The following is a 17,092-nucleotide window of genomic DNA, read 5'->3' as shown; positions in this document are numbered from 1 at the left end:
GGGGCTCCTTCAGTGCGGGCGTAGTTCGGCTCGGACACGGTTCACAGGCGCTCGACGATCGTGGCGATGCCCATGCCGCCGCCGACGCACAGCGTGACGAGGCCTCGCCGTAGTCCGCGGCGCTCGAGCTCGTCGAGGATGGTGGAGACGAGCATCGCGCCGGTTGCCCCGAGCGGGTGGCCCATGGCGATGGCGCCGCCGTTGACGTTGACCTTCTCGTGCGGGATGTGCAGGTCACTCATCCACTTGAGCACCACCGAGGCGAAGGCCTCGTTGAGCTCGAAGAGGTCGATGTCGTCCAGGGTCAAGCCGGCCGTCGCCAGGACCTTCTCCGTCGCCGGGCGGGGCCCGGTCAGCATGATGGTCGGCTCCGAACTGGTGATCGCCGTCGCGACGATCCGGCCGCGGGGCTCCAGCCCCAAGTCCTTGCCTGCCTGCTCGTTGCCGACCAGGACCAGCGCGGCGCCGTCGACGATGCCGGAGGAGTTGCCCCCGGTGTGGACGTGGTCGATCCGCTCCACCCAGTGGTACTTCTGCAGCGCGACGGCGTCGAAGCCGAGCTTGCCGGGGCCTTCGAACGACGGCTTGAGAGTGCCAAGGCTCTCGACGGTGGAGCCGGGTCGGCGGTGCTCGTCCTGATCGAGGACGAGCACGCCGTTCTGGTCGACGACTGGGACGAGCGATCGCTTGAAGTAGCCGTTGGTCCAGGCGTTCTCGGCGCGCTGCTGGGACTCGGCGGCGTACGCATCGACGTCCTCGCGGCTGAAGCCCTCCATGGTGGCGATCAGGTCAGCGCCGATGCCCTGGGGCACGAAGTACTCGTCGTAGGTCGTGGTCGGATCATTGAACAGCGGCCCGCCGTCGGAGAGCATGGGCACGCGGGACATCGACTCGATCCCTCCGGCCAGCACGAGCCGGTCCCAGCCGGAGGCGACCTTCGCCGCGGCGAGGTTGGTCGCCTCGAGACCCGATGCGCAGTAGCGGTTGACCTGAACGCCGGCGACGGTCTCGGAGAGCCCGGCCACCTGGGCGACGGCCTTTGGCAGGTCACCGCCCTGCTCACCGATCGGCGAGACGACGCCGAGGATCAGGTCGTCGATGTAGGAGGAGTCGAGACCGGGCAGTCGGTCCCGCAGCTCGTTGACGAGACCGACCCCGAGGTCGACAGGCTTGGTGGCGTTGAGCGCGCCACGCTTGACCTTGCCTCGTGGTGTGCGGATGGACTCATAGATGAAAGCAGTGCTCATTAGGGATCTCCTGAGTTGCCGGAACGGTGGCCGGCGCGAGGTTTGGCCCCGATGGGGCGGGGCGAGTCAGTTCGAGGGTGCGGAGGTCAGTACGGCCAGTGCTGACGCCCCGAGCAGAGCCCGCAGACGGGGCTCAGGCAGGCCGGCGGAGTGCTGCAGGGTCGACTGGATGGCGCCGATCGCGCAGTGCACGATCGCCCGCGCCGAGGTGTCGTCCAGGTCGGATCGCAGCTCGAGGAGCAGATGGACCCACTCCTCCAGGTAGAGGCGCTGCTTGCGGCGCAGGCCGCGACGGTCGTCATCGGGCAAGTTGGCGATCTCGCGGAAGTAGACCTGGGCGACCTCGCGCTGCCCGACGACGAAGTCGATCTGGCCCTCGATCAGCTGGGTGAGTGCGTGCAAGGGGTCGGCGCCGTGGTCGGCGGCCAGCTGCTGTCCCTGCGCCAGGAGACCGTCGATGACGGACTCGAACATCGCCACGAGCACGGCGTTCTTGCTGCCGTAGTGGCGGTAGATCGCCGATGCCGTGATCCCGACCGCCGACCCGATGTCCTCCATGGAGACGGCGTGGTAGCCGTTGGTCGCCATGAGGTCCGCCGCCGCGGCGAGGATGCGCTGCTTGCGGGCAGGGTCCCGGGTACGTGGACCTCGCCGTGGCCCAGGCGCGGTCTCGGGGCTCGGCACGCCATGCAGCGTACGCCTCGGGTCGAGCGGGTCGGCGCCACGCCACTCGCTCGCTGCTACTCCGGCCATGGTGCTCCTCCTCCTGGTCGTTGTGGTTCCTCTTGCGCGGCACGGGCGGTGACGAACACCTCGGGAATGTCGGTGAGCCTCGAGCGGACGTACTCGCCCAGACCTTTGGCCTGCGGATCTGGCCTGGTGGCGTCGGCGACCCCGTTGCCCAGCAGACCGACCACGACGAAGTTGAGCGCACGCAGGTTGGGCAGCTCGTAGCGATGCACGGGGAGGGAGTCGGCCTCGGGAAGCAGTCGACGGAACTCGTCGATGCTCAGGTGCGCCTCGAGCCAGGCGTACTCCTCGTCGGTGCGTACCCAGATGCCGACGTTGGCGTTGCCGCCCTTGTCCCCCGAGCGAGCTCCGGCGACGGCGCCGAGCGGTGCTCTGACCGTCGCCTCGGCGGGACCGGTCGGCCCCGTCTGCGCGCTCGGCCCGCTCGCGGCCGAAGGCCGTGCCGAGTACGACTCCGGTGTGGACGGGGACGGCGGAGCCGCGTGCGGGATCTCGGCGACGGGACCATCGGCGAGGTGCAGGGTCTGGGTCACGGTCTCGGCCGGTAGCAGCGCTGGCCAGTAGACGCCGAACTCGGTGGCGTCGGTGGGCGGTGTCGTGGCATGGAATCCGGCATACCCGCCGAGGAAGAGCTCCATGACCGCGTTGGAGAACCTGCGTCCGACGACGTCGCGATCGTGGCTCTTGACCGTGATCCGGAGGTGTGCCTGGGCCTCCGCGTTCGTCGGTGCGTCGGGCCTGTCGGATCGGATCAGCCGCACGTCGACCTCGTCGTACTGCTCCTTGCCCCCCAGGATGTCGAAGAGCATCACCTCGGCCGCCGCTGCCTTGGCCTCGACGTCGAGCCCGGTGATGACCAAGGTCATCGTGTTGCGGTGTCCGCCGACGTAGTTGAGGGCGACCTTGAGCAGCCCCGACGGGGCGGCACCCTTCGTCCCGCTCATCAGCACTCGGTCGGGTGCTTCCTGGCTCAGGCGCACGGTGTCGAAGCGAGCCACGACGTCCGGGTTGGGGTAGTCCGGGCCGGCGATCTCGTAGAGCAGCTGCGCGGTCACGGTTCCCACCGAGACCACTCCCCCGGTATCTGGGTGCTTGGTGATGACGGCAGAGCCGTCGGCGGCGACCTCGGCGATCGGGTATCCGGGGTAGCCGGGCGAGACGATCTCCTCGGGCCATGGGTAGTTGCCGCCCGTGGCCTGCGGACCGCACTCGATCACGTGCCCCGCTGCGACGGCTCCGGCGATAGCGTCGTAGTCGCCAGGGCTCCAGTCGTGCCACCAGGCCGCAGGGCCGACGACGAGCGAGGCGTCGGTGACACGCGGGCACACCACGATATCTGCCCCTGCGCGAAGGGCCTCTGTGATCCCCCAACCGCCCAGGTAGGCGTTGGCGGTCGCCGGTCGAACCCCTGCGTCAGCCAGCGGCCGTCCGGTGTCCAGGTGCTTGAGGTCGTGCCCCGCCGCCAGGAGGTCTTCGACACGCGTCGAGAGATCGTCGCCTTCGATCCAGGCGATCCTGGGAGCCAGACCGAGCCTCTCGGCAAGCTCACCGAGCCTCTCGGCAAGCCCCGCTGGGTTCAGGCCGCCGGCGTTCGTGACGATGCGTACGCCACGGTCCAACGCCCCTCCCAGGACCTCCTCCATCTGCGCCAGGAAGGTGCGGGCGTATCCGGCCGTCGGATCCTTCTTTCGTGCCTTCCACAGAATGAGCATCGTGAGCTCGGCGAGGTAGTCGCCGGTCACGACGTCGAGAGGTCCCTCGGTGACCATCTCCCGCATCGCGGCCGCACGGTCGCCATAGAAGCCGGACGCGTTCCCGATCCGCACGGGGCGCCTGGGCGCGGTCATCGTGCCACCCCCTGGGTGGCGAGGTGGCCTGCCGGTCTGGGGTCGGTGGGTCGCCCGGCGAACGCCTGGGCGACCTGCATCCAGGCCTGTGCCGCGCCCCCGGTGACCGTCAGGCCGGTGTCGAGGACGTTGCGCCGCTGGGTGACCACGAGACAGAAGTCGAGGGCCGGACCGGCGACGACATCGTCCGCGTCCTCAGGCCCCCAGGCCCACGCGCTCCCGTCCGGGCCCGCGAGCTCGACCCTGACCGGCGCCGTCGGAACGTCGCGGCCGTGCAGCTGGAAGCTGAAGGCGTACGTGCGTACTCCGATGTCGGCGATGTGCCGCAGCCGCGGCGTCGACACCGGCGGGATGCCGAAGCTGTCCCGAACGTCCTGGCCGTGTGCCCAGGTCTCCATCAGGCGGCCGGTCGCCGACGACAGCACGCCCATGTCCGGGCCGTACCAGGGCAGTCGTACCGAAGGGTCGGCGTCGTCGTAGGCCTCGAGCAGCTCGGCCCGCGATCGCCGCAGCCAGTCCAGGCACTGATCCGGCGCCATCGAGCCGGCCCGCTCGGCCACCACGTCCGGGAATCTCGGCCCCAGCGCGAGGAGCTCCTCGCGCTGAGCGAGGAAGCCCGCCCGGTCGCGTAGGGCGAGGACCGTGGCGTCATCGAAGAACGCCAGGTGAGTGACCTGATCGCGGACGGTCCAACCTTCCGCCGGCGTGTCCCGCCCCCAGTCGTCGTCATCGAGACCCCGGAGCGTCTCGAGCAGAGTGTCCCCCTCGGCCTTCAGGTCGGCACAGATTCCTGCCAATGCGGCTGCCTTGTCCGACATCGTCATCGTCCCTCCCACTGTGGGGCTCGCTTTTCTCGGAACGCGCGGGGCCCTTCCTGCGCGTCGCGGCTGAGGTAGACCGGCTCCCAGATGCGCTCGGCGCGCTCGTACGCCTCCGAGAGCGGCAGCTCGGCGACCAGGCGGGCGGTCTGCTTGCCGGCCTGCACCGAGAGCGGAGCGTTCTCGGCGATCCGCCGGGCGAGCGCCTGCACGAAGTCGTGCAGGTCGGCATCGGGCACCACACGGTTGACCAGACCCAGCCGCTCGGCCCTCGCCGCGTCGACGAGGTCGCCGGTCAGCAGGATCTCCATGGCAGCCCGGGGCGGGATGAGCCACGGCAGGGGCGCCGCCCACGGCGCACCGCGGCCCACCTTGACCTCGGTGATGCCGAACCTCGCCGACTCCCCCGCCACGCACAGGTCGCAGTTCTGCGCCAGCAGGAAGCCTCCGGCGAGGGCGAGACCGTTCACCGCGGCGATCGTCGGCTTCAGGACCGGTATGGTGCGGCCGAACTGCGGGACGAAGTCAACCGGCGGCACTTGGAGGGCGGTCTCGGCCATCTCCTTCAAGTCCCCGCCGGCGCAGAACGCCGATCCCTCTCCGGTCAGTACCAGGACCTTGGCCTCCTCGTCGGAGTTGAACCGCTTCACGGCGGCGTGCAGGCCGTCCCGGACCCGCTTGTTGAGCGCGTTGCGCGCCTCGGGTCGGTCCATCCGCACCCACGCGACGCCGTCCTCGAGCTCGTAGCGGACTTGTCCGTCGACCGACTCGGAGCTGATGATCTCAGTCACCCTCGGCCTCCTTCACGACCGCGAGCAGGGTGCCCTGGTCGACGGTGTCGCCCGCGGCCACCTTGACCTCGGCCACGACGCCGCCCTGCGGGGCCCGGACGGCGTGCTCCATCTTCATCGCCTCGAGGACGACGAGGACCTCGCCGGTCTCGACGCTGGCACCTGCCTCGACCTCGACCCGGACCACGGTGCCGGGCATCGGCGCCAGCAACGACCCAGCCGCTGCCTCGTCGGCGGCGTCCGGGAAGCGGGGCAGTTCGATGAAGTGGCTTGCGCCCAGGCGAGAGTCCGCGAAGCGCTCGTCACCGGCTCGCGCGACCAGCACGCGGTGGCGGGTGCCATCGACGACGAGGTCGACCTGGTCGCGGGTGCACGAGTGCAGCACCACGTTCCCCAGAGGCACGCCGGCGACGGTGACGTCGGCCGATGAGCCCGTGATCCGGTACGAAACCGAGAGCTCCGCGTCCTGATCACCGGCCGAGGCAGGCGCGTAGGAGGCCCACTGCGGAGCGTTCGGTACGTTGCGCCAACCCGACGGAAGGCCGGGCAGCTCCGCCACGGCCGCCCGGCGAGCCGCCTGGTCGGCCAGCGCCACCGCGGCGGCGTGGATCTGGTCGCGATTCGGGTCGGCGGCCATCAGGTCGGCCGCAGAGTGCCGCTCGAGATAGCCCGTGTCGATCTGGCCTGCGAGGAACTCGTCTTCACGCAGCACGCCGACCAGCAGATCCCGGTTGGTCACCACACCGTGGACGCGTGCCTCCGAGAGCGCCCGCGACAGTAGCCGAGCGGCCTCGGAGCGGGTGGCTCCGTACGCGATGACCTTGGCGAGCATCGGGTCGTAGTGGACGCTCACCTGGCTTCCCGAGCGGACCCCTGAGTCGACCCGGAGCCCGGGAAGCTGCGGCACCTCGAAGAGGTGCAGGTCGCCGGTGGCGGGCAGGTAGCCGGCGGCAACGTCCTCGGCATAGAGTCGCGCCTCGATCGCATGGCCGCTGAGTCGCGCCTCGGTCACGCTGCGCGGCAACGGCTCACCCTCGGCAACGGCGATCTGCAGCCCGACCAGGTCGAGCCCGGTGACGAGCTCGGTGACCGGGTGCTCCACCTGGAGTCGGGTGTTGACCTCCAGGAAGTAGAACTCACCGCTGGGGTCCATCACGAACTCGACGGTGCCTGCCCCGACATACCCGATCGCCTTCGCCGCGGCCACCGCGGCCGCACCGAGCTCCGAACGGAGCTCCTCGTCGACGACGGGAGACGGTGCCTCCTCGATGATCTTCTGGTAGCGCCGCTGGATCGAACACTCGCGCTCGAAGAGGTGTACGACCTGCCCCTGGGAGTCGGCGAAGACCTGCACCTCGATGTGCCGCGGCCGGATGACCAGGCGTTCGAGGAAGACCGCGCCGTTCCCGAAGGCGCTGACGGCCTCTCGTCTCGCCGCGGCCACGGTCGATTCGAGCTCGTCGGCCGACTCGACGATCCGCATGCCACGGCCGCCACCGCCGTACGCCGCCTTCACCAGCAGCGGGAAGCCGATATCGCCGGCGGCACGCTCGGCGAGATCCGCACCGAACTCCTCGTACTCGTCGATCACGATCCCGGGAAGCACCGGGACGCCGGCCTCCGCCATCAGCTGCTTGGCGGCTGTCTTCGAGCCCATCGCCCGAATCGCGGCCGGGGGTGGTCCGATGAAGGTGATGCCGGCCTCGGCACACGCCTCGGCGAAGTCGGCGTTCTCGGAGAGGAAGCCGTAGCCCGGGTGGACTGCGTCCGCGCCGACATGCCTCGCCGCCGCGATCACCAGGTCGGCCCGCAGGTACGTCTCCGCGGGTGAGGCGCCGAGAAGGGGAACCGCCTGGTCGGCGGCATGGACGAAGGTGGCGTCGGCATCGGGCTCGGAGTAGACGGCGACCGTATCGACGTCACGCTCGCGCGCGGACCTGATCACCCGGGTGGCGATCTCGCCGCGGTTCGCGACGAGCAGTTTCTTGATCCTTGGCATCGGCCTGCTCCTACATCCGGAAGACGCCGAAGCCACGACGGCCCTCGACGCGCTGTGAATGGATCGCGGACAGCGCCACACCGAGGACGCTGCGGGTGTCGCGGGGGTCGATGACCCCGTCGTCGTAGATCCGTGCGCTGGTGAAGAACGAGTGCGACTCGTTCTCGATCTGCTCCTCGATCTCGTGGCGGCGCTGCTCGTCGGCGGCCTCGTCGAAGGGACGGCCACTGGACTCGGCCGCCTGCCGACCGACGATGGAGAGCACCCCAGCAAGCTGCGCCGCGCCCATCACCGCGAGCCGTGCGCCGACCCAGGCGAACATCAGGCGCGGGTCGTAGGCACGACCCGACATCCCGTAGTTCCCCGCGCCGAACGATGCTCCGATGTTGATCGTGATGTGTGGGACGGTGGAGTTGGCGACCGCGTTGATCATCTTCGCGCCGTCCTTGATGATCCCGCCCTGCTCGTACGCCGTGCCCACCATGTAGCCGGTGGTGTTCTGCAGGAACAGCAGCGGCGTGTCGCTCTGGTTGGCGAGCAGGATGAACTCGGTCGCCTTCTTGGCCTCGTCGCTGAACAGGACGCCACGGTGGTTGGCCAGCACGCCGATCGGGAACCCGTGCACCGAGGCCCAGCCAGTCACCAGACTGGTCCCGTAGCGAGGTTTGTACTCGCTGAAGCGCGAGCCGTCCACGATCCGGGCGAGGATGTCACGCGGGTCGACGGGGACCCGGAAGTCGGCCGGCATGATGCCGAGCAGCTCCTCGGCATCGTACTTCGGTGGGTCGGCCGGGAGGCTCGGACCTGGCCCGAGCTTGCGCCAGCCGAGGTCAGCCACGATCTGGCGGCCGATGCGGATCGCATCGGGCTCGTCGACGGCGAACTGGTCGGAGACACCCGAGACTTCGGAGTGCATCCGGGCGCCGCCGAGGGACTCGTCGTCGGCGTCCTCGCCGGTCGCCATCTTGACCAGCGGCGGCCCGCCGAGGAAGACCTTGGCCTGGCCGTCGACGAAGACCGCGTAGTCGCACATCCCCGGCACGTAGGCACCGCCTGCGGTCGAGTTGCCGAAGACCAGTGCGATGGTGGCGATGCCCTCGGCCGAGAGCTGGGTGAGCTTCTGGAAGATCTTGCCCGCATCGACGAAGAGGTCGGACTGGGTGGGCAGGTCCGCACCGCCCGACTCGACGAGATAGACCACGGGAAGTCGGTTGATCCTGGCGATGTCGAGCGCACGCAGGTTCTTCTTGAGCGTGAACGGATTCATCGCGCCACCGCGCACCGTCGGGTCGTGGGCGATGATCATGCACTCGACGCCGGACACGACACCGATGCCGGTCAGGATGCTGGCCCCGACGGTGAACGCACTGCCCCATGCCGCCAGCGACGACAGCTCGAGGAAGTGGGTGTCACGGTCCAGGAGCAGCTCGAGACGCTCGCGGACCAGCAGACGTCCACGCTTGTGGTGTCGCTCGGCGTAGCGCTCTCCCCCGCCTTGTCGGACGAGGTCGAGCTGCTCGTCCAGCTCCGCGATGGCTGCCAGATGCGCGCGACGGTTCTCGTCGAACGTGGTGTCGCCGGTGGTTGCTGTCGACGTCATCATCCGACCTGCCTGTCGCGTCCCGACCAGAAGGGCGCTCGAAGGGTCTTCTTGTCCAGCTTTCCGGCCGGGTTGACAGGAAGGCTCTCGAGGAAGTCGATGGTCTTCGGCGCGGACACGCTGCCGAGCTCCTTCTTGACGACTGACATCAGCTCCTCGGGGGCAGCCTCGGCTCCTTGCCTGAGCACGACGAAGGCGTGGACCGCTTCGCCCCACTTCGGGTGCGGTACGCCGATCACGGCCGCCTGCGCGACCGCGGGGTGGGTGAGCAACGCGTCCTCGACCTGCCGCGGGAACACGTTGAACCCGCCGCTGATGACCATGTCCTTCTTACGGTCGACGATGAAGAGGTAGCCGTCGTCGTCGAGGTAGCCGATGTCGCCGGTGTGAACCCACCCATCGCGCAGCGCCTCGGCGTTGCGGGACGCGTCGACGTACCCGAGCATCTGGCCGAGCTGCTTGGAGCAGATCTCCCCGACCTCGCCGGCCGGAAGCGGAGCGTCGTTCACGTCCTGGATGCTGACCCCGACGTACGGGATCGGCCGGCCGGCCGACGCCAGCCTCCGGACCGCCTCGTCGCTGTCGACTCGGTGGTCCTCCTTGCGCAGCACCGAGATGTAGCCCGGCTCGGTGCCGGCATAGGTCTGGACGAAGATCGGGCCGAAGGCGTCCAGCGCCTCCTTGAGCCGGTCGGGTGCGATCGGGGCGCCGGCGTACACCGCGGTGCGCAGGCTCGACAGGTCGGCGTCGGCCCGGCGCGGGTGGTCGAGCAGCAGGTAGACGATCGTCGGAACCAGGGCCGTCGCGGTCACCTGATACTTCTCGATCGAGCTGAGCAGCACGTCCACGTCGAGACCGGGGAGCATCACGTTGGTGCCCCCACGGATGAACGTCGGCATCACGAAGACCTGGGTGAAGTGCGTCAGCGGGGCGCCGTGCGCGAAGATCTCACCCGGCCGGGTGTCTCCGATCTCCAGGCCGGCGGTGATGCTGTAGTGCGCCCAAGTGAAGTGCGAGTTCACGACGCCCTTCGGGTCGCCCGTGCTGCCCGACGTGAACAGGACGTACGCTTCGTCGTGCTCCTGCACGACGACGTCCGGAGGTGTCGCCGGCTGCGTCCCGGTCATCTCGGTGAGATCGACCGACCCCGCGGGCCCGCCCTCAGTTGCGCTGGGAGCCACCCGGATCAGCTTCTTGAGCCCCGGCAGGCTGCCGGCGAGCTCCTCGGCGACCGAGTCGAAGTCGGAGTGATAGATCAGCGTCGTAGCGTTGGTCTGCTCCAGGTTCGTACGGTGCACGCTCGCCGCGGCACGCGTCGGCATCTGCACCAGCACGGCGCCCGCTTTCCAGACGCCGTGTTGCACAGGAATGAACTCCAGCGTGTTCGGCAGGAGCAGCCCGACCCGCTCACCGCTCGCTACGCCCATCGAGCCGAGCCCGTTGGCGATGCGGTTCGCGAGCTCGTGCATCTCACGGTAGGTGAGTGACCGGTCGCCGTCCAGGATCGCGGTGCGGTCCGGGTAGCTCGCGCACACCCGGTCGAAGACTTCGGGAAGTGTTCCCCACATGATGTTTGACCTCCAGTTTCCGGTTCTGACTCAGTCGTTCTCGACTTGGGTGAATGCCGCCGCGAACAAGCGCGACCGCGCCTCGCGCAGTTCGCGGTCCAGCAGCGCAACCAGCTCGGCCACGGGCAGCACACGATCGGTTCCCGAGACGGAGTGGCCCGCCGCCCACACCCCGCGTTGGGACAGGAGCCGGTCCACCGAGAAGCCCGCCTCGCTCTCCTGCCCGCCCCCCGTGGCCGGATCCACGCCGCGCAGCCATTCCGAGAGCACGTTGGCGGCGAGCCCGGTGACCTGCGTGGTCGTCGTGACGTCGTCCAGCGACGCAGCGACGACTCCGGCCCGGTACGCCGCGGGCGCGAGGCTCTCCATGGTCGCGATGAAGCGAGTCCCGAGATAGGCCAGGTCGGCGCCGAGCACACGCGCAGCCAGAATCCCGGCTCCGTCGCTCACCCCACCAGCGAGCACCACCATCCCGTCGAACTCGCCCCGTACGGCCCGGGTGAACGCGAACGCGTTGGCCCATCCCGTCTGCCCTCCGGCACCGGCGGTGAGTAGCACGACCCCATCCACACCGGCATCGATCGCACGACGCGCGTGGTGGATGCTCGCGACGTCTGCGAGGACCGTCACCCCAGCGTCATGGAGCGGGCCGACGATCGACCTGGGGGATCCGACGCTGGTGATCACGACCTCGACACCGCCGCTCAGCACCGCACGCAGGTCGGAGTCGAGCCGACTGTTCGTGGGATGCACGACCAGGTTGACGGCGACCGGCGCGGCCTGGGTGCCCGTGCCCACGTGTGCGCGTCGCTCGTTGATCTCCGCGAGCCACCGCTCCAGCTCCGACGAGCTCGCCGCGTTGTGGCTCGGAAACGCGCCTACGACTCCGGCGCAGCACGCCTCGGCCACCAAGTCGGGCCCGGACACGTCGGTCATCGGGGCGGCGATGGCTGGGATGCGTAGGCGGTCGGTCCACTCGGTCAACGCCACTGTCGTTTCCTCTCAGCCTGTTGGCCACACTCTCCGAGGCCGCAGGTGCGGCTCGTCATCGAACCTAGTGAGCGCTGTCACCTCAAACGTCAGCCTGCGGGAGGAAACCACCGCCCGATGGGGTGAGCCTGCGACCATCAGTCGGGCGAACCGAGGTACCGCGCGATCGCCTGAGCGCGGTTCACGGCCCCGAGCTTGCGCAGGATGTGGCGGACATGGGATTTCACCGTGCTCGTCGAGATGACCAGCTCGCTCGCGATCATGGGGTTGGTCGCCCCCACGGCCATCAGCTCCAGGACGTCACGCTCCCGGCTGGTGAGGGGCTCGGTGACCTCCGCCAAGGTTCCGGCACCGCCCTCGTCGGCCCGCGGGCCGACGACCTCGTCCAGGACACCGCCCAGGAGGGGCCCGCACAGCGGGCCGCCTTCGTCGATACGATCCGGAACCAGATCCCCGCTCGGGGAGCTCAGCAAATGTTGTGTCGACGCCAGAGCGTCGTGGAGACGGGTTCGCTGCGCGCGGTACTCCTCGGCGAGAACGAGCCGCTCGTAGATGAGACCGAACCCCTGAGCAAATGTCCAGAGCACGTCTCGGTCGACGCCGTCGCAGCGTCTCGAGACCGGCCCATGGTCCGCATGGAAGAGCGCCACGACCTCCCCGCGCACCACCACAGGCGCGACGACGTACGAGCCGGAACGGCCCGCATCGATGATCATGGGCCGATAGACCCGCGATCTGGCGGTGTCCTCGACGAGTACGGGCTGGTGGTCGTGCACCACCCGGGTCTCGACCAGCATCTCGTCCAGTTCGATCGGCCTGTCGATCCATGCCTCGAGCCACTCCGATTCGGAGCTCCCCGTGACGAAGCGACCGGTCATGGGTCGCCAGGTCGCGTGCTCGACACGTGAGAGGACCGCGCGCCCGAAGGCACAGCCCTCGACGAGTTCGGCACATGCGTCACCGACCAGCCGGCGAGACGTCGGGATCGCGTTCAGTCGCCTCACGGCGCTGCAGGTGTCGATCAGCCGCTGCGCGTGGACCGCGGCATCGTGCCTGTCGACGGCGCCCGTGATCGCATCGATCTCGCGGCCGAGGTCCCACTCGGTGGCGTCGACAGCACCTACCTCCTGACGGTCCGCCAGGTCCAAGATCCTGGCTCCCAGCACATCCTCGTTGGAGCACCCTGAAGGTCGTGGCTCGGAACGAGCCCGCTCGCCCAGTCTCATGATGCGACTCCGTGCTGCTCCAGCTGCTTGAACCTGAACACTGCCTCGGCGCGGTTCGCGGCCGGGAGCTTGTGCAGGATGTGCTTGACGTGCGACTTCACGGTGCTCTCCGAGAGCACCAGAGCCGAGGCGATCTGAGTGTTCGTGGCGCCGGTGGCGATCAACCGCAGGACGCCCCACTCGCGCGACGTCAGCCCGGAGGTGGTCGGCACCACCGACTCCGCGGTGGCCCGCCGAGGGACAGGTGCCTTCGGCTCCGCCCGTCGCAAGGTAGGTCTGACTGTCGAGACCAGCTGCGAGGCGGCCGCGCTCAGGGCGGCCGCGGCCGCCTCGCTCTGCGCTCGGAGACGATCTGCCGCGACACAGCGCTCGTACTGCAGCCCGAAGATCCCGGCGAAGGTCGCGAGCAGGACACGGTCGATCTCCCCGAGTGGACGGCCGGCCGTGAAGCTGTCGGCGTGGAGGAAGCCGGACACCCGATCCGAGATGACGATCGGGGCGACCACGTACGACCGCGAGTGGGAGAGCTCACCCATCACGCTCGAGGAATGGGATCTCGGCCTGGGACGGTCGACGAGCAGCGTCTGCCGCCGCCTCAGCACCTCGGTCTCCACCAGGGACCCACTGAGCGGGATCGACAGCCCCACAAGGCTCTCGGCGAGCACGGTGTTGACGGGATCGTCTCCACCCTTCGTGATCGCCAGGGTATGGGGCGTCCAGACAGATCCGGTGACTCGGGAGAGCATCGCGCGGTCCAACCCGCCAGCCTCACAGATCAGCCATGGCGCCAGCTCGACAAGGCTCCCCAGCGACGCGACGGTCGCCATCGATGCGGCCTTCTCCACCACCGCGGACAAACGCGCCGAAGAACCGGCCGGATCCTCGAGCTCGGGCCACGTGACGCTGCCGCCGACAACCGTTTGTGTGGTCACTGCCAACCCACCCTTTTGTGTATCACGATTCACTATCTCAGCAATTGTTGCGACATCAGTCACATTCGTCAAGGTTAGTCGCACTCTTGCATAGGCGGGCGGGGCCTCGACCATCTCAGGTGGAGATGTGAACCAGCGATCACATCAAGCATCGACAACCGACCGGACGCGCACTGGAGTTGTCGACGATTCCGTTGCTACCGGACCGAGGCGACTCCACCTCGGGTGGCTCGGTTTCGAACGTCAGCCCCTGGGAGGAAACAGGTGTCTGATGGGATGAACCGGTCATCGCCACCCTCGCAACAGCGCTGAACCGCAGCTACGTTGTGGCCCAGATCACCTCTCATGATCGAAGGTTCCCGGAAGCAGAGGGCTGCAATGACACAGGACGAAACGACCTACGATGGGCCACGAACCAGCCGGCGTACGCTGCTCGGCTATCTGGTGGCGGCTCCGACCCTGTCGGTGGCCGTGTCGCTCGGCTTGGAGCAGCGGGCGGCGGCCAAGGTGATCACCCCGCCGGGGGTCGCGGACATCATGGATCTGAGCGACGCCCAGCTCCTGGCGGTCGCGCCGACGGCCAACCTGATCTCGCTCGACCTGCGCGAGGACGGCACCGTGCACTTCGCCCTACCGAGGATGGAGGTCGGCCAGGGGATCACGACCTCGACGGCCATGATCATCGCCGACGAGCTCGACATCGGCCTGGACAAGATCGAGATCACCCTCGCCGATGCGCGCCCCGAGCTGCTGATGAACCAGCTGACCGGCGGCAGCAACACCACGATGACGACGTACCTCCCGATCCGCACAGCGGCCGCGATCGCCCGCAGGCGGCTGCTGGACGCAGCCTCGACCATGCTCGGCGGCGACGTGCCCCTCGCCGCGCTGAAGACCGTCGACGGGAAGGTGCTCGCACCGAACGGGGTCGAGATCTCCTACGGCGAGCTGGCGGCCTCGGCCTCGGTGGACGAGACGGTCGAGGTCGAGGCACAACTCAAGGAGCCCGCCGAGTTCACCGTCATCGGCACACCGCGCAACCGAATCGACGCGCGCGCCGCAGTGACCGGACGCAAGCAGTTCACGCTGGACATGGATGTGCCCGGAGCCCTGCCGACGATGCTGTGCCGGCCCCCCACGCTCAACGGCAAAGTGGGCTCGGTGCGCAACCGAGCGGCCGTGCTGGACATGCCGGGGGTCACCCATGTCGAGGCGATCCCTACCGGGGTGGCAGTGCGGGCCGAGACCTTCGGACAGTGCATCGACGCCATCCGCGCCCTCGACGTCACCTGGGGTCCGGGCCCGGTCGACGGGCTCAGCGACGCCGACATCCTGGAACGGGTACGACGCGCGGAGATCCCCCTGGCCGTCCCGAAGGTGCCGGTACTGGCCAAGACCGTGGAGACCAACTCGACCTTCTGGTTCCGCTCGAACTCCGCGCTGGAGACCAACTGTGCGATCGCCGACGTACGCCCCGGCCGCGCCACCGTGTGGGGTGGCTTCAAGGCGCCGATCGTCGCCCAGGAGCGGATCGCCGAGGTCCTCGGCCTGCCACCGACATCGGTGACGATCCATGTCGTGACCGGTGGCGGCTCGTTCGGGCGCAAGGTCTTCCCAGACGCTGCCGTGGAGGCCGCACAGGCGAGCAAAGCCATGGGGGTGCCTGTCAAGCTGATGTGGCACCGCGCCGACGATTCACGTCAGGGCCGGGTGCACCCCATGGCCACCACGCGAATCCGGGCGACGGTGCTGGCCGGGGAGATCCTCAGCTGGGAGCTGCGACACACCGGCGTCAAGAACGACTTCACCCACGGGTTCGGCGACGTGCTCACGGCGACCGCCCCGAGGCTGCCGGTCGCCGACCTCGGCTTCTCCGAGACCGTCTTCGCGCTCACCCAGGCCTACCACTACGACTTCGGTATCACCACACAGCTGCTCAACGAGATCGATCTCGGCTTCACCACCGGTGCTATGCGCAACATCTACTCCCCTGACGTAGCCACGGCTCGCGAGCTCACCGTCGACAAGATCGCCGCGGCGGTCGGAAAGGATCCCTACCGTTTCCGACAGGCCTTCGTCCGCGAGCAGCGTGCGAAGACAGTGCTCGACGCGGTCGCACAGCAGGGACACTGGGGCCGGGCGATGCCGGCCGGCACGGCCCAGGGCATCGCGATCAACAACGAGTACCACAGCTTCTCCGCCTGCCTGGTCGAGATCGACTGCCGTCCCGAGACCGTCAACCGAAGGGTACGTGAGGGGGTGACCGGCCCGCGCGTCACGAAGGTCGTGATAGGCGTGGATGCCGGTCTGGTGGTCAACCCCCGCGGCCTGGACGCCCAGATGATGAGCGGCGCCATGGACGGCATCGCCCAGACGCTCACGTCCAGCCTGCACCTGCGTGACGGCTACTTCCTCGAGGCCAGCTGGGACAACTACGCCTACACCCGCGAGTGGAACACGCCACCGACCGTCGAGGTCATCATCGTCCCGAACGACTCCGAGGACCCCGGCGGCGCCGGCGAGCTCGCCGTAGCCGCATCGATGGCGGCCACCGCGAACGCCTACGCGCGGGCCACCGGCAAGATGCCGACAGAGTTCCCGATCAACCACCACGACCCGTCGCATTTCGAGGTCAAGCCGACCGTTCCGCCCGTGCCGCAGTCTCCGACTGACGGTCTGACCTACGTCCAGGAGTGAGCAGATGCCCACCCATACCTTCATCGTCAACGGCAAGCGGGTCAGCGTCGACGTCGCCGACAACGTACGCCTGCTCTGGGTGCTCCGTGACCTGCTGGGGGTCACCGGGCCGAAGTACGGCTGCGGCATCAACGTCTGCAAGGCCTGCACGTCCCACATTAACGGCAAGGCCTTCAACCCCTGCTCGGTGCAGGTCAAGGACATCGGCTCCGACGACGAGATCACGACCATCGAGGGCCTGCCCGAGACCGTCGGCGCCGACCTGCACCCCATGCAGGAGGCCTGGCTCGACGAGGACGTCGCCCAGTGCGGTTACTGCCAGCCGGGCCAGATCATGGCCGCCGTCGACCTGGTACGCCGAGTCAAGCAGGAGGGCCGCGCGGTCACCGACCACGACCTCGACGGCCTGCGCAACATCTGCCGCTGCGGCACGTACCCCCGTCTTCGCGAGGCGATCAAGAGGGGCGCTGCGCGGATGTGAGCCGCGCGGCGGCACGTCGCAGAGTCTCGACGAGCTGGTCGGCGAGTCCGAGCGGGTTCGGCGCAGTCGCCGAGCTCCTCGATGACTCCTGGAGGGACGGCCTGGATCGATGCGGAGGCGTTGCAGGAGACGCTGTCGGCGGCTGA

At 68.7% G+C, this 17,092-nt stretch carries 13 protein-coding genes; 2 read left to right on the top strand and 11 right to left on the bottom strand.

The features are described from left to right. Positions 1–41 precede the first annotated feature (41 nt). From ACW14X_RS25025 to ACW14X_RS24975, 11 genes are all read right to left on the bottom strand, one after another. Complete coding sequence (locus ACW14X_RS25025; protein WP_457163707.1) at positions 42–1,247, bottom strand: acetyl-CoA C-acetyltransferase; 1,206 nt, start codon at positions 1,245–1,247, stop codon at positions 42–44. 66 nt (positions 1,248–1,313) lie between these two features. Further along, positions 1,314–2,000, bottom strand: coding sequence for a TetR/AcrR family transcriptional regulator (locus tag ACW14X_RS25020; protein WP_457163706.1), 687 nt, complete (start codon positions 1,998–2,000; stop codon positions 1,314–1,316). Then, complete coding sequence (locus ACW14X_RS25015) at positions 1,988–3,844, bottom strand: acyclic terpene utilization AtuA family protein (RefSeq protein WP_457163705.1); 1,857 nt, start codon at positions 3,842–3,844, stop codon at positions 1,988–1,990. Before ACW14X_RS25015 ends, ACW14X_RS25020 begins: the two co-directional genes overlap by 13 nt. Continuing rightward, entirely contained in the window at positions 3,841–4,668 is an 828-nt protein-coding gene (locus ACW14X_RS25010; RefSeq protein WP_457163704.1) for a TIGR03084 family metal-binding protein, read from the bottom strand. The genes ACW14X_RS25015 and ACW14X_RS25010 overlap by 4 nt, the downstream gene beginning before the upstream one ends. Continuing rightward, positions 4,665–5,453, bottom strand: a complete 789-nt coding sequence (locus tag ACW14X_RS25005) for an enoyl-CoA hydratase/isomerase family protein (protein WP_457163703.1) — start codon at positions 5,451–5,453, stop codon at positions 4,665–4,667. The genes ACW14X_RS25010 and ACW14X_RS25005 overlap by 4 nt, the downstream gene beginning before the upstream one ends. Further along, complete coding sequence (locus ACW14X_RS25000; protein ID WP_457163702.1) at positions 5,446–7,452, bottom strand: acetyl/propionyl/methylcrotonyl-CoA carboxylase subunit alpha; 2,007 nt, start codon at positions 7,450–7,452, stop codon at positions 5,446–5,448. The genes ACW14X_RS25005 and ACW14X_RS25000 overlap by 8 nt, the downstream gene beginning before the upstream one ends. A gap of 10 nt (positions 7,453–7,462) precedes the next feature. Further along, a complete protein-coding gene (locus tag ACW14X_RS24995; RefSeq protein ID WP_457163701.1) occupies positions 7,463–9,055 on the bottom strand; it encodes an acyl-CoA carboxylase subunit beta in 1,593 nt (530 codons plus the stop codon). Beyond that, entirely contained in the window at positions 9,052–10,620 is a 1,569-nt protein-coding gene (locus ACW14X_RS24990; protein ID WP_457163700.1) for an AMP-binding protein, read from the bottom strand. Before ACW14X_RS24990 ends, ACW14X_RS24995 begins: the two co-directional genes overlap by 4 nt. A 30-nt stretch (positions 10,621–10,650) precedes the next feature. After that, entirely contained in the window at positions 10,651–11,610 is a 960-nt protein-coding gene (locus ACW14X_RS24985; protein ID WP_457163699.1) for an NAD(P)H-dependent flavin oxidoreductase, read from the bottom strand. A gap of 137 nt (positions 11,611–11,747) precedes the next feature. Beyond that, positions 11,748–12,758, bottom strand: coding sequence for a helix-turn-helix transcriptional regulator (locus ACW14X_RS24980; RefSeq protein WP_457163698.1), 1,011 nt, complete (start codon positions 12,756–12,758; stop codon positions 11,748–11,750). 74 nt (positions 12,759–12,832) lie between these two features. Then, the gene (locus ACW14X_RS24975) at positions 12,833–13,768 is read right to left on the bottom strand and encodes a LuxR C-terminal-related transcriptional regulator (RefSeq protein ID WP_457163697.1); all 936 of its coding nucleotides are present in this window, start codon (positions 13,766–13,768) and stop codon (positions 12,833–12,835) included. A 378-nt stretch (positions 13,769–14,146) separates the two neighbouring features. Here ACW14X_RS24975 and ACW14X_RS24970 point away from each other — a divergent pair, with 378 nt between their 5' ends. Further along, complete coding sequence (locus tag ACW14X_RS24970) at positions 14,147–16,465, top strand: molybdopterin cofactor-binding domain-containing protein (RefSeq protein WP_457163696.1); 2,319 nt, start codon at positions 14,147–14,149, stop codon at positions 16,463–16,465. A 4-nt stretch (positions 16,466–16,469) separates the two neighbouring features. Continuing rightward, positions 16,470–16,946, top strand: a complete 477-nt coding sequence (locus ACW14X_RS24965) for a (2Fe-2S)-binding protein (RefSeq protein WP_457163695.1) — start codon at positions 16,470–16,472, stop codon at positions 16,944–16,946. Positions 16,947–17,092: the final 146 nt, after the last annotated feature.

The organism is Nocardioides sp. YJ-D4, assembly GCF_054031495.1.
This window is presented reverse-complemented; position numbering and strand designations above follow the sequence as displayed.

Excerpts from the sequence above, each read along its gene's own strand:
- ACW14X_RS25025 (WP_457163707.1), bottom strand. The coding sequence starts at position 1,247 with ATGAGCACTGCTTTCATCTATGAGTCCATCCGCACACCACGAGGCAAG.
- ACW14X_RS25020 (WP_457163706.1), bottom strand. The coding sequence starts at position 2,000 with ATGGCCGGAGTAGCAGCGAGCGAGTGGCGTGGCGCCGACCCGCTCGAC.
- ACW14X_RS25015 (WP_457163705.1), bottom strand. The coding sequence starts at position 3,844 with ATGACCGCGCCCAGGCGCCCCGTGCGGATCGGGAACGCGTCCGGCTTC.
- ACW14X_RS25010 (WP_457163704.1), bottom strand. The coding sequence starts at position 4,668 with ATGACGATGTCGGACAAGGCAGCCGCATTGGCAGGAATCTGTGCCGAC.
- ACW14X_RS25000 (WP_457163702.1), bottom strand. The coding sequence starts at position 7,452 with ATGCCAAGGATCAAGAAACTGCTCGTCGCGAACCGCGGCGAGATCGCC.
- ACW14X_RS24995 (WP_457163701.1), bottom strand. The coding sequence starts at position 9,055 with ATGATGACGTCGACAGCAACCACCGGCGACACCACGTTCGACGAGAAC.
- ACW14X_RS24990 (WP_457163700.1), bottom strand. The coding sequence starts at position 10,620 with ATGTGGGGAACACTTCCCGAAGTCTTCGACCGGGTGTGCGCGAGCTAC.
- ACW14X_RS24970 (WP_457163696.1), top strand. The coding sequence starts at position 14,147 with ATGACACAGGACGAAACGACCTACGATGGGCCACGAACCAGCCGGCGT.
- ACW14X_RS24965 (WP_457163695.1), top strand. The coding sequence starts at position 16,470 with ATGCCCACCCATACCTTCATCGTCAACGGCAAGCGGGTCAGCGTCGAC.